Origin of the sequence: Hominibacterium faecale (assembly GCF_020734085.1) — a bacterium.
GTDB classification, from domain to species: Bacteria; Bacillota; Clostridia; order Peptostreptococcales; family Anaerovoracaceae; genus Hominibacterium; species Hominibacterium faecale.
Genome location: NZ_JAJAGH010000010.1, coordinates 132,864 through 145,730 on the forward strand (window position 1 = coordinate 132,864; position 12,867 = coordinate 145,730).

General features: G+C 50.7%; 12 protein-coding genes and 1 riboswitch. Of the genes, 3 read left to right on the forward strand and 9 right to left on the reverse strand.

Going from position 1 to position 12,867, the window contains the following annotated elements:
- Nucleotides 1–34: 34 nt before the first annotated feature.
- Nucleotides 35–1,813 (reverse strand): beta-propeller domain-containing protein, encoded by a 1,779-nt coding sequence (locus LG211_RS15015; protein WP_269477902.1) that lies wholly within the window; start codon nt 1,811–1,813, stop codon nt 35–37.
- Nucleotides 1,810–2,328 carry an RNA polymerase sigma factor gene (locus LG211_RS15020; protein WP_148397091.1) on the reverse strand — a complete coding sequence of 173 codons (519 nt, stop codon included), beginning with the start codon at nt 2,326–2,328 and terminating at the stop codon, nt 1,810–1,812. The genes LG211_RS15015 and LG211_RS15020 overlap by 4 nt, the downstream gene beginning before the upstream one ends.
- 147 nt (nt 2,329–2,475) lie before the next feature.
- Between LG211_RS15020 and LG211_RS15025 the strand changes: the two genes are divergently transcribed.
- Nucleotides 2,476–2,892 carry a GNAT family N-acetyltransferase gene (locus tag LG211_RS15025; RefSeq protein WP_148397092.1) on the forward strand — a complete coding sequence of 139 codons (417 nt, stop codon included), beginning with the start codon at nt 2,476–2,478 and terminating at the stop codon, nt 2,890–2,892.
- Nucleotides 2,893–2,909: 17 nt separating this feature from the next.
- On the opposite strand, the gene LG211_RS15030 is transcribed toward LG211_RS15025, so the two are convergent.
- Nucleotides 2,910–3,542 carry a DUF1847 domain-containing protein gene (locus LG211_RS15030; protein WP_148397093.1) on the reverse strand — a complete coding sequence of 211 codons (633 nt, stop codon included), beginning with the start codon at nt 3,540–3,542 and terminating at the stop codon, nt 2,910–2,912.
- Nucleotides 3,543–3,715: 173 nt separating this feature from the next.
- Between LG211_RS15030 and LG211_RS15035 the strand changes: the two genes are divergently transcribed.
- Nucleotides 3,716–5,119: a hypothetical protein gene (locus LG211_RS15035; RefSeq protein WP_148397094.1), complete on the forward strand. Its 1,404-nt coding sequence runs from the start codon at nt 3,716–3,718 to the stop codon at nt 5,117–5,119.
- A gap of 108 nt (nt 5,120–5,227) precedes the next feature.
- Here LG211_RS15035 and dapD read toward each other — a convergent pair whose 3' ends face one another.
- Genes dapD through lysA form a run of 6 tightly spaced genes read right to left on the reverse strand, consistent with a single transcriptional unit; the run spans nt 5,228 to nt 10,954 of the window.
- Complete coding sequence (gene dapD, locus LG211_RS15040) at nt 5,228–5,920, reverse strand: 2,3,4,5-tetrahydropyridine-2,6-dicarboxylate N-acetyltransferase (RefSeq protein WP_269477903.1); 693 nt, start codon at nt 5,918–5,920, stop codon at nt 5,228–5,230.
- A 19-nt stretch (nt 5,921–5,939) separates the two neighbouring features.
- Nucleotides 5,940–6,656 (reverse strand): 4-hydroxy-tetrahydrodipicolinate reductase, encoded by a 717-nt coding sequence (dapB, locus tag LG211_RS15045; RefSeq protein ID WP_148397096.1) that lies wholly within the window; start codon nt 6,654–6,656, stop codon nt 5,940–5,942.
- Nucleotides 6,657–6,693: 37 nt separating this feature from the next.
- Entirely contained in the window at nt 6,694–7,569 is an 876-nt protein-coding gene (gene dapA / locus LG211_RS15050) for a 4-hydroxy-tetrahydrodipicolinate synthase (RefSeq protein ID WP_148397097.1), read from the reverse strand.
- Between the two features lies 1 nt (nt 7,570).
- Entirely contained in the window at nt 7,571–8,392 is an 822-nt protein-coding gene (dapF, locus tag LG211_RS15055) for a diaminopimelate epimerase (protein WP_148397098.1), read from the reverse strand.
- 11 nt (nt 8,393–8,403) lie between these two features.
- Complete coding sequence (locus tag LG211_RS15060; protein ID WP_148397099.1) at nt 8,404–9,612, reverse strand: aspartate kinase; 1,209 nt, start codon at nt 9,610–9,612, stop codon at nt 8,404–8,406.
- Between the two features lie 58 nt (nt 9,613–9,670).
- A complete protein-coding gene (gene lysA / locus LG211_RS15065) occupies nt 9,671–10,954 on the reverse strand; it encodes a diaminopimelate decarboxylase (RefSeq protein ID WP_148397100.1) in 1,284 nt (427 codons plus the stop codon).
- A 163-nt stretch (nt 10,955–11,117) separates the two neighbouring features.
- A riboswitch (Lysine riboswitch) is annotated at nt 11,118–11,296 on the reverse strand.
- A gap of 189 nt (nt 11,297–11,485) precedes the next feature.
- Here lysA and LG211_RS15070 point away from each other — a divergent pair.
- Complete coding sequence (locus LG211_RS15070) at nt 11,486–12,640, forward strand: M20 metallopeptidase family protein (protein ID WP_269477904.1); 1,155 nt, start codon at nt 11,486–11,488, stop codon at nt 12,638–12,640.
- Nucleotides 12,641–12,867: the final 227 nt, after the last annotated feature.

The following is a 12,867-nucleotide window of genomic DNA, read 5'->3' on the forward strand; positions in this document are numbered from 1 at the left end:
TGGATTATGGTCCATCCGGATTCTTTTTATTCCTTTAAATATTCAGCAAATCAATTTTTCTAAAATCCGGCAGCTGATAGCTCCTAATCTGGTTCATCTGAACAAGATAAAACACATCCCCGATATACAGGCCCCGAATGTCATAGCAGTTGTTTCCTACCGGCTCTTTAAACACCTGCTTGAAGCCGTTTTCATACCGATAGATATAGTAGCCGGCCCCTTTTCTCCCGCTTGCAGCAAAGCCGAAAATATTCTTCTCAGGGTCGATCATGACTGCCCGATGATTGGACAGGACTTCTGCGTCAAACGTATCCTTTATGATAACCGTACTTTCTTCCTTCACCTGGGAAGGGTCGCTGATATCGAACATGGACAGCTTCACCCCGGAAGTAACTGCGTTTTCATCGGCAGCCTGCCCGATTCCCAGCAGCCGGTCCTTCCCGTAAAAATGCAGATATTCCGAAAAGCCCGGTATCTTCAGCGCGCCCAGGATTTTCGGATTTGCGGGGTCGGACAGATCGACGGAAAACAGCGGGTCCGTTTGCCTGTAGGTCACAAAATAGCCTCTGTCCTGGAGAAACCTGGCTGAATAGATCCGTTCATCCTTGGCCAGCTTGAGAATGCTGCCCGTTACCTTCATATTTTCGTCCAGCACATAGACGTTGTTATAGGTGCTTCCCGACGCTCCGTTCAGTGTGGTAACCAGCCGCAGATTACCCTTATATTCATCCATTGAAAAAGAATCATTGAAATAACCCTTTACCTTGCCGGTCGTCTGGTATTGGATTTTCCCGTCTTTATAAGAAAACTTGCGGATCTCCGTGTCCTTTCCGTCCTGGCTCCGATCTGAAGCTGCATAGATGTGTTTCTGGCTCACATAAAACGTATCGCCGGATGAAAGAACCGATTTGCGGTCAGATGCCCGGTCCGGCTTTGTAAGATCAATTGCTGTCATCACCAAGTATTGGGGAGTCTGCGGGTTTTCCGGCACAATGATTTCCGGCATTTTGATCGTCTCCCCATTCACCAGCGGCACATATTGGTCGGTCTTATTCCGGCTTTCCGGAAGATCGGGATAATAGTTGCTGAAGATATACAGATAACCGCCCTCCATCCTGCTTGTATGAAGCTCGCCGCTCTGGGCCACAGTGCCCATATGTTCAGGCTTCTGACGGTCCTTCATATCGTAGGTGCGGACGATCGTCTCAACGCCGCCTTTCTCAGCCTGACGAGTGCCGGTAACCGACAGGCGGTCTCCTTCCACATAAAGCTCCTGTGCCGTAAGCTGGCTGTCCAGCGGAATCACAGAGCATGTTTTCATCTTTCCGGCCTTTGCCTTGACGATGGATACGGAGACATAATCCCGGTCCAAAACGTAAAGATACTCTCCGTCCGTTTTAACAATGTCACCTTCATCCACGCCTTCCACCTGTATATTGGTGTCGGAAAAAGATTCCTTCGCCGATTCGTCTTCGGAAAAGGTACGCGCCGCGCTCTCCGGCACTCCGACTTCCGCTTTATCCATGATCCGGTTGTCGATCAGACTATTCTGCTGACTCGTAAGCTCCTGCAGCGTCTGATAAAGTTCCCCATAGCTGTCGCTGTCCTTGCCTTTTGTCTGGCTCAGCAAAAACCCGCTGCCCACCACCAGCATCAACGCCGCAGCCCCGGCAATGACTTTGACCCAGGTGCGCTGCTTTTTTCGGGCTGACTGCTCCAGGCGATTTTGTATCCGATCCGGCTTCAAGCTCTCCGGAATCTCAATGGTTTCCCCATCCTTTTGCAGCTTTTTTCTCAGATCCTCTTCTTTCATATGCTCTCCTCCTCCCCTAGAAACCGCCGCATTTTTTGAAAGGCTCTGCTCATCTTGGAGCGTACTGTTGGCGCGGGAAGTCCCATTTGCTCCCCGATTTCGCCGCTGCGATATCCTCCGAATACGGAGAGGGCCACAATCATCCGCTCCTGGTCGCTGAGCTGTTCAAAGGCTTCCCTCAGACTGAGGGTCGTGCCGGGGTCAGCTGCCAGATAAGGCTCCTCTTCCTGCCCCAGCTGCTGCTGACGCTCCTTTTGCTTCAACTTTTTGCGGCATTGATTGACCAGAATCTGAAACATCCAGCTTTTGAAAGCATCCGCCTTTTTCAGCATCCCGATTTTTTCGAAGGCTGTCATAACAGCCTCGCTGACCGCATCTTCCGCATCCTGAGGCTGTTTCATCGTGTAAAAGGCGAAGCGATACAGATCCATGTATATTTCTTCATAAAGGGCGGCGAAGGCTTGGGTGCTGCCCTTCTTTGCCTGCCGCACCAGTTCCTGACGGTCAATATTCATGGCCAATCTCCTTTCTTTCACTTATTTGATCTTCAAGCGGCCCTGATTGTTGCATAGGAAGAAAACTTTTTTATGGAAATGCCGGATCTTGCCGGCTCATCATTTTCATCGTATACTTAACCATAGCACAAGGAAAGGAAAAACGAAATGATTACTTACAGAAATGAAATCTCTACAGAAGCTTATCATACACTTAGACACGGAGTTGGATGGAAGGCGCTGGACTCGGCGCAGGCCGCCAGAGGCTTGAAAAATTCCGCTTATCTCATATCCGCCTGGGACGGCGGTCTGCCGGCGGGCATGGCTAGGGTGATCAGCGATGGGGGTTATATGTTCCTGATCGTCGATGTTATGGTCCTGCCGGAGTATCAGGGCCGGGGGATTGGCAGAGAGATGATGAACCGGATCAACAGCTGGATCGATGAGCTGGCCAGAGACGGCAGCTGTATCATGGTCAATCTGATGGCCACCCCCGGCAATGAGAGTTTCTATGAAAAGCTGGGCTTTGTAACAAGGCCCAACGACCACATGGGCGCCGGCATGGTCCGCTGGATCAACGGGTGATTGGCAGCGATAATTCTCTATTTGCCCTTCATTAATTTCTTGTAATAGCTCTCAGCCGTATACAAAGCTGCAGCCGGATTGTGGCCCAGCACCCGGTCTTTAGTGACAACGGTTGTGGCCAGTGCCTGTGAGTATTTATAAAACAGGCTGTCATGGCCTACGCACAGACCCATGACCAGGTTGAGATCGGTCCCCGCCTCATTGAGCAGCTTGGCCTGCATGATCGGGTTGCACATGGAAACGCCCAGTTCCTCGCATTTGGCATCAATGCCTACGGAAGTCTTGGGGATAGCCCCTACTTTGCATGCAACGCCGTAAACCTCAAAACCGCGGTTCCTCAAAATTTTAGTCAGGGTTCTCGACTCCTTGAGCAGACCTACGCAGGTGGCGATGCCCAGCTTCTTGGCGCCGATTTTTTCGGCAAAATTCATCACCTCTTCCACCCTGCAATCCATGCAGTATCCTTCTGTTTCCACCTCAGCGGCCGCAATGGCAGCCCGCTTATTCTCTTCCTGACCGTAGCACTGCAAAACTTCCTCAACCTGCTCGTCCGTCAGCGCAGCAGTCGGACAAAAGTCCGGGTACATCCGGTCCAAAAACTCGCAGTTGCGCACAGCGCAGTCCACACAGGACATGGTTTTATCACTCATAAGCATCCTCTTTTCTCATTAAACTTTATTCCTATTATACCTTTCTTTTGCTGCCCGCTGCAATCCATTTCAGCCACTTAATACCAGGAATAAATGGATTGGCAATCAGGGCCGATTGTGATACTCTATAGATAACCGTATATTGCTCCTTTCTAATACGAGGAGGACTCATTATGAAAAGAAGAAAGATCCTATCTATCACAATCTGCGTCTGTCTGCTCATCTGCATGTTCCCGCAGCTGGCTTTCGCCGCAGAAGCTGATCCGCAGGCCAATCAGCAAACAGAGCCTGTAATCAGTACCGATGCCGCAGAGCCGCAGAAAGCGCCTGCCGAAGTCACAGACCCTCCCGAAAGCCCAATGCCGCAGGCAGAGCCGACTACTGCTGACGACAAGGGCGGGGAACCGCAAGGCACGGTCCAAAATCAGAGCACCTCTGAGCAGGAAAGTTCTGCCGCCGCTCCTTCAGATTCTCCGACAGAGTCACCGCAGCCTGAGCCGGCATCTGTTGAAAGCTCTAATGCTTTTAGTCAAAGCCAAGCCAGTACGCCTGCCGCTGAGCAGGAGACTTCTGCAGCTTCCCTGACGACGAAAAAAGCCGCGGCTCCAATGGAGGGCGCCCCCAAAGAACAAGCTGGCGCTGCCAAGTCTAAGACCATTGCTACCGTAAAGAAAACGGCTGCCGGAGTCACCATATCCGGCGGAATCGAAGGCAAGGACTGGGTTTACGATTCCAGTCAGCAGACCCTGGTCATCCAAAAGGACGGGATTACCGTCAGCGGAACAGCCACCGACGATCTGGCAATTCTCTGCACGATGGCAGTGACCGCCATTACCATCGATAATCTGGATCATGGCAGCAATGTAATTGCCTTGATGTCGGCGGACGAAAACGGCAATTCTCTGACAGACCTTACCATTAAGATTCAGGGGGAAAACCGCATTGACGCAATCGTAGGAATGGGTGATATCACCCTGGTTGGTACGAAAAACAGCCGCTTGGATTTGACCCTGGGCGCGATGGCATTCCAGGATTTGAATTTTAAAAACGCAGTGGTCAATGGAGGTTCCTTTATGGCGATTCGTGATCTCAATATCAAGGGGAAATCGGTGGTCACGGCTAAATTTAACAAATACCTGTCTCCTGGCGATACCGCTGCCATGATTTTTGCCGGGAGGGATCTGAATATTGATCTGGCAAAAGGCGGAAAGGTCACGGCTGATGGATATGCGGGGAGCAGCAAGTACCATTATCAGGACCGTACTTTCCCTCTTCTGGCCGGACGCAGCATTAACATCAGCAAAGGCAGTCACGTATCTACTCCCAGCGGCGGAAAGGTGGGGACCTATTACGACGAGGGACTTTCCCTGCAAGCAATCCTCAACGCCGACGGAAGCCCTGCTGTAGATGCCTCGGTCCAGTACGGCACCGATAAATCCCTAACCGCCAGCGCCTCTGTATCCGACATTTCCTCTTCACCCCAGACCGGAGACTATGGTGCAGGACTGGTATTCCTTTACATCGTACTGCTGGCTGCGGGAGCAGCCGCCCTCATCAGCAGGAGAAAAACAGAATAAACATACTGCCATAACGATAAAAGCGGTCAGCTGCGTGAAGGAAAGAAATTTTCTTCATGCGGCTGACCGCTTTCTATTTGCTTAGTTTTCCCGGCCCAGGGTCTTTGTCTACAGCTGCCTCAGGGCATCCACGATCTCGATCTTTTCCGCACTGGTATCTTGGGCGGATTTGATCACTCTGGCCGGAACGCCTGCAACCACAGCGCCAGCCGGAACGTCTTCAATGACAACAGCCCCTGCGGCAACCACCGCGCCTTTTCCAACCCGGCAGCCTTCCAGGACTACTGCATTAGCGCCGATTACTACATTATCTTCAATGGTAACAGGCGTTGCGTTGGGCGGCTCGATCACGCCGGCCAGGACCGTTCCTGCACCAATATGACAGTTTTTTCCAACTGTCGCTCTGCCGCCGAGTACCGCTCCCATGTCAATCATGGTTCCTGAACCTATGACGGAGCCGATATTGATGACCGCTCCCATCATGATTACTGCGTTATCACCAATCTCAACCATATCCCGGATAATGGCGCCCGGTTCAATGCGGGCATTGATGTTGCGCGTATTCAAAAGCGGGATTGCCGAATTGCGGCAGTCGCTTTCTACTACAAAATCTTCAAGTTTATCTTTGTTGGCTTCAAGCACAGGGCCCAGCACCTTCCAATCGCCAAACACGATCTTATCGCCGGTTCCGAATACCTGGCACTCTCCAAAATCCACCGGCGCTTTTTCTTTAACATAGACTTTTACGGGGGTCTTTTTTTCTGCGTTTCCTATAAATTCTATTAATTCTCTTGCTTCCATCTGTAACTCGCTTCCTTTTTTAATCGCCAAACAGCACATTTTCCATATTATACAAGCCTGGTCCTGCTGTCTGGGCAAAAGCCGCCGCCTTCACAGCACCTGCGGCAAAGATTTTCTTGGAACCGGCCGTATGTTTGATTTCTAAAATTTCATCATCTCCGGCAAAGATCACATCGTGTTCTCCGGCGATGGTGCCGCCGCGAATAGCATGGATGCCGATCTCCCGTCCTCTTTTGCGGTTTCCTTCTCTGCCGTGTACTTCCTCATATTTCCCTTGGCCGTTGATGGCATTTACCAGCATCTTGGCCGTACCGCTGGGTGAATCCAGCTTTTTGTTATGGTGCTTTTCAATAACCTCGATATCAAAGCTATCCTCCAGAATCGGCGTGATCTCTTGCAAAACCCGCTTCATCACCGTGATTCCCAGAGAAAAGTTGGCTGCAAATACCACCGGTACCTGCTGGGCCATATCCGTGATCATTTGCTGCTGCTCCAGGCTGAACCCTGTGGTCGCGATCACTGCCGGGCAAGACCTGGCAATGCAGTAGTCCATCAGCATTTCCAGATTGTCCGGGTTGCTGAAGTCGATGACCACGTCCACTTGACCTTCAATATCGTGAATCCGCTCCCCGTTCCTCGGTTCCACGATTCCCGACAGGGACATGCCCTGGTGTTCTTCAATCGTTTGGGCCAGTACATGGCCCATTGCTCCTGCGCCTAAAATGGCTGCGTTCATATTCTCCTCCTCCCATTTTCCTTTCTGCACAAATACCTTATAGTAAATCGATCGCTTTCATGGTCTCGATCAGCTTTGCTTTTGTATCTTCTTCCATGGTGCACAGCGGCATTCGATAGCCGCCTACGTTCATTCCCACCAGATTCATGGCCTCCTTAATTGGAATCGGATTGGTTTCGATAAAGAGCGCATTGATAAAGTCCAGATAATACTTCTGCATATCAGCGGCCTTTTTCACATCGCCCTCCAGATAGGCCATGGCCATCTCATGTGTCTGACGCGGCAAAATGTTGGCCAGCACGGAAATGATTCCCGCTCCACCCATTGACATCAGAGGGATGGAGATATCGTCGTTTCCGCAGTATACGTTAAAATCATCGGTGATCAGCCTGGAGATTTTGGTGATAAAGGACATGTCTCCGCTGGCTTCCTTAATGCCTACAATATTCTTATGCTTGCTGATCTCGGCTAATGCTTCATAAGTCAGAGAAACGCCCGTCCGTCCGGGAACGTTGTAGACATAGATGGGAATATTGACCGCATCGGCTACGGTATAGAAATGGTTGACCATTCCTGCTTTGTTGGTTTTGTTGTAATAAGGGGTGATGACCAGCAGGGCGTCAGCTCCCATTTTTTCGTATTTGATGCTCTGTTCCATGGCGATCATCGTATTGTTGGATCCGCTGCCTACGATGATAGGAACTCTGCCTGCCGCAGTTTCAATGGAGATCCTGGCGATCTCATCTTCTTCGGTTATGGTCAGAGCCGGTGTTTCCGCCGTAGTTCCCAGCACCAGAATGGCGTCGGTCTGCTCGGCTATATGCCATTCGACCAGCTCTCTGAGCTTGTCGTAATTGACGCTTCCGTCTTCGTTGAATGGTGTAATCAATGCCACCATTGAGCCTCTTATCATTTTAAATTTCCTCCTGAATATATGTACCTTCCGCAACCCTTACCGCAGGACCGGCCATCGTTACTTCGCCGTCCGGCAGCTGCTCGATGATCAAGCGGCCGTATGGCAGGCGGACCGTTACTTTGCTGCCGCATCTGCCCTGCCTGATACCCATGACCAGAGACGCGCAGGCTCCTGTGCCGCAGGCAAAGGTAAACCCTACACCCCGTTCAAAGGTCTTGATGGCAAGTGTTTTGGAATCCATTCTCTTTACAAAATTTACGTTGGTTTTCTCGGTGAAAACGGGATGGTTTGAAAGCTGGCTTGCCGCTGATTCGGAAGGAAATTCCTCCACCCAGACCACCGTATGGACCGTGCCCATAAAACAGCTGCTGACCGTAAAGGTTCCTTCTGTGGTCTCCAGTTCCTGCGCAAGAAAGGTCTCCGAACCGTCAAGAACGCCGAAATCGGCCGACCGAAAGCTGGGCTTTCCCATGCTGATCTTGACCAGGAAGGGGGAAGTTTCGATCCTGTTTACGATCATTTCCCCCGCCAGTGTCTTGACCGGATAAACCGCTTCTGTCCGAATCCCGTTATCAAAGCAATATGCCGCAAAGCAGCGGATGCCGTTTCCGCACATGGGAGCGCGGCTTCCATCCATATTGTAAAAAACCATCTCCAGCTCCGGCTCTTCCCTGACGACAATCAGTCCGTCGGCTCCGATTCCGGTAGCGGCGCAGCACACGGCTTGCGCCAGCAGGCTGTAGTCCTTTCCCAGAACATCCTGTTCTTTTACAATGATAAAGTTGTTCCCGCATCCGTGATACTTGGCAAATGGAATCATTGCTTTTCTCCTTACAGATCAAATGCCTGCGCTAAGGCAAGGGCCGCTTTGATCTTCCACTCCATATCCACGGTTACGGAAATGGAGATTTCAGAAGTCGTTATATGATAGTATTTGATGTCATTGGCCGCCAGTACATTGAACACTTCGCTGGCCACGCCGGAATGAGTTGCCATTCCTACACCCACAAGAGAGATCATCGCCAGATCTTCTTCGCATTCAACGGTCACGCCGGCAAAGGCTTTGTCTGCATCGATATGCTTTTTCAGTTCTTTGCCCTGCGCTCTGGTGCAGCTGAAGGATACGGAGCAAGTATCCTTGCCCGTGCTCTGCTGGGAGATCATATCAACATTGATGTTCAGCTCTCCCAGAATCTTGAAGCATTCGGCAACGGTTCTGCCGTCGTTCTTTACATTCTTCAGTGTGAAAATAGCGATATCTTCCTGGATGCTCATGCCTGTAACCGGCATATCTTCTACTAATAAATTATCGTTGTTCATGATGTATGTTCCTTTACTTTTATCCCTTTCCAATGACTTTCCTAAAAATAACTTAACGCCGTATTTTTTGGCCAGCTCCACGCTGCGAGTTTCCAGTTTATCCGCTCCCAGATTGGCCAGTTCCATCATTTCCTCGTAGGTGATGGCGGGCAGACGCTTTGCCTGTGGATAGACCTGTGGATCAACCGTATAGAGGCAGTCTGTTGTGCTGTATACTTCGCACGGCCATTCCAGATGAGCCGCTATGGCTACGGCTGTGATGTCGGAGCCGCCTCTTCCAAGAGTGGTCACGTCTCCGTCCTCACTGACGCCCTGGAAACCGGCTACTACCGCAACCTTTCCCTGGGCAATAATTTCTTCCACCTTTTCCGTATTGATCTCTTTGATCTTGGCGTTGGTGTGGTAATCGTTGGTAATGAATCCTGATTGGAACCCGGTCATGGACACCGCCGGTACTCCCAGATTGTTGAGAGCGATGGCTAAAAGCGCAACGGACTGCTGCTCCCCGGTGGCAAGAAGGGCATCCAGCTCTCGCTTTGGAATCTCCTCGCCAACTTCCTGCGCCATCTTCATCAGACGGTCTGTGGTCCTTCCCATTGCGCTGGCAACGATAACCAGTCCGTCGCCTTCTTGTCTGGTCTCGGCCACATGTTTGGCTATGGCCTTTATTTTGTCAATGGTATCGACGCACCTGCCATTGTATTTTTGTACTACATTCATCTTTATTATCCTTTCTTATGTGATAAAAATCTCCACTGTTTTATGCTCTGGCAGAAGACTAAAGGCTGAGCGGTTCATCCGCCTCCAGCCTGAGCTGGTCTTCATAGGACTCCCGCTTGAGCACTCTGCGGGCTTTGCCGTCTTTTACAAAGATTACTTCCGGCCGTCCTGCCCGGTTGTAATTGCTCGCCATCGAGTAGCCGTAGGCTCCGGTCGCGTACATCACCAGCAAATCTCCCTCACAGGCCGTATCAGGAAGTTTTGCTTCCTTGATGAGAATATCTCCTGACTCGCAGTTTTTCCCGGCGATACAGTAAGTTTTATTCTTAGCCTCTCCGAGACGATTTGCGATGTCACAGCTGTAATCCGCCTGGTAGAGCGCCGGTCTGATGTTGTCGCTCATGCCTCCGTCCACAAAGAGAAAGTGCTTGGTGTCGGTATCTTTACTGAATCCCACTTTATAAAGTGAGTATCCCGCCTCCCCTACGATGGACCTTCCCGGTTCGATCAGGAGCTTTTCCAGCCTGACGCCTTTTTCATCCAAAAGCCTCTCGCAGGTACGGGCCAGAATTTCCGCCATTTCCCCCAAGGGGATCGGTTTATCATCGGCAGTATATCTTATGCCGAATCCACCCCCTATACTAAGATGCTTTGTCGATATGTTGTAGCCGTCCCGCATTTCACGGATAAATCCCAGCATGATGGCCAGTGCCTCTTCAAACGCTGCCGCTTCTGTGATCTGGGAACCGATATGGCTGTGAAAACCTTTGAACTGAACGTAGTCGCTGAGCATGGCGATGTTTACCAGTGCTTTGATCTCATTCTTCTTGGCGATGGATATTCCGAATTTGGAGTCGGACCCGGATGTTCGGATGTATTCGTGGGTATGTGCTTCGATGCCCGGATTGACTCTCAATAGAACCTGTATGGGTTTTTTCAACTCTTCCGCCAGCCGGGTCAGTTTTCGGCATTCCATGTCGTTGTCCAGTACAATGGTGCCGCAGCCCAGCTCCAGGGCCATTCTCAGCTCTTCTTCCGACTTGTTGTTGCCGTGGAAATAGACCTTTTCCATGGGCATGCCCGCCTGGTGAGCGCAGTACAGCTCGCCGCCGCTGACTACATCCAGCCCCGCGCCCGCCTGCCGCACCTTTTCAAAGATGGCTTTGCAGGAAAAGGCTTTGGCCGCGTAGACCACTTCCGTCTCAAACCTCTGGGATTGGAAATTCTCTGTCGCTGCTGCCAGCTGCTCTTCAATTTTTGCTTCATCGTAGATCAGGAGCGGTGTTCCTGAAATTTCTGCCAGTCTTTTGCAGTCAATTCCTCCGATTTCTAATGTTGCCATGTTGTTTCTTCTCTTTTCCTTTAGTTTATTTCTGTTGATATGATCCCGCAGTCCTTTGATCTATACGAAAAAAGGCCAGCGAGCAATCCCCGCTGACCATAATTAACAGTATCTGATGGCGGTAAACGCCGCCTCCAAATGAAACTGAATCAATCAAATGTCACGAACGGATAGCTCAACTGTTTTGAATCGTGGTTCAAAACAGACAGTCACACAGCTGTTCGCTGTATGCCCACCGAAGCGCCATGCCTGGAAACTTCGATTCGGCGAAGGTACCTCCAGATCAGGTCTGTGCCTGCCGGCTCTCTGATCCTTCTTTTGCTTCGCGCCTCTATCAACTTGTGCTTAGTGTACTAGAAATTCACTGATATTGCAACCCTTTTTTGTGAATTTGTACAATTTTTTTTGAATTTCTGTGTCTGATCAATAAATTGTTCTGCTCCACGGCAGATTTTTGAGCTGACAGTTCTTGCTGGTCATCAGCATCTTTCCGCCGGTTTTTCTTTGACAAGAGCCAGCGCGGATAGTATCATGGTTAAAAAAGAGAAAGGGACCAGATTTATGGATTTTCAAAAGCTGCTTACTCTCCATAGAAGAGAGTTACATAAAATTCCCGAGCTGGGCCGCGACTTGCCGAAAACAAAGGCTTATATCAAGTCTGTCCTGGATCAGCTGGATTGTCAGGTTGTTGAGGTGATGGAGTCGGGGCTTTATGCGTATTTTGATCGCGGGAAGGACACGACCACCGCCTTTCGGGCGGATATGGACGCGCTGCCGGTGACGGAAGTAAACCAGGCGGACTACACCTCTCTTCATGAGGGCAGGATGCATGCCTGCGGCCATGACGGCCATATGGCGATGGTGCTGACGATGGTTCAATATGTTGATACACAAAAGGAGCTTCCTGCCAACGTTCTTTGTATTTTTCAGCCGGCTGAGGAAACGACGGGAGGCGCAAAGGAAATCTGCGAGACCGGAGTGTTGGAAACCTATCATGTGGACCGAATCTTTGGCGTTCATATGTGGCCGTTTCTTGAGGCAGGAAGAATCTGCAGCAAAGGGGGCCCAATGATGCCCCGTTCTTCGGAGATTACTATTGAGGTGTTCGGCCGTACCTCCCATGCCACGGCTCCGGAAAATGGAATCGACGCGCTCTTGATCGGCTGCCGCTACATCGAGGAGATTTACGCTCTCCATCAAAAAAGGTGCAAGGCCGACCCCACGCCGGAGGAGCGGACAATCGTTCAAATCTGCAAGATGGAAAGCGGAACTGCGCGCAATGTTATCTCCGGTTACAGCGCATTGCTGGGAACCATGCGGGCCTTCTCCGATGAGGATTTTGCCGGACTGGTGTCCATTTTGGAGGAAACGGCGCATGCGCTGTCGGAGAAGTATGATTGCCGCATCGAAGCGTTCCACAGTGAAGGCTATCCGCCGGTATTCAACAACCGGGAGCTGTACCACCAGATCCTTCCTGCTGTAAAAGAGCATCTGTCCTATGAAGAAATGGAGCTTCCGGCTATGATCTCGGAAGATTACTCTTTTTACGGTCTGCGGGTTCCTTCGGTATTCTTTTTTCTGGGAACGGGAACCGGGATCGCTCTTCACAGCAATAATTTTGATTTCGATGAGCAGGTATTGGTCCAGGGCTTGGAGCTGTATAAGACGCTGCTATTACATCAGTAAGCTGGATTGGGTGTCGAGAGGCAGCGGTAAAGGTTTGAGGCGGGCCGGGAGTTCGTGATGGACCGAGGATTCGTAGTAGGGCCGGCAGGATTATCAGAATCTGCCGCAAAATCCGGTAAACTTCTGCGAAAATCTGCATTTTTTAGCAAACTTGTGGGTTTGCGCAGCCTCATGTTGGGGGCCACACCAAAAAATCGAACTTGGCACCTAAAAGGCCCGATTGAAGC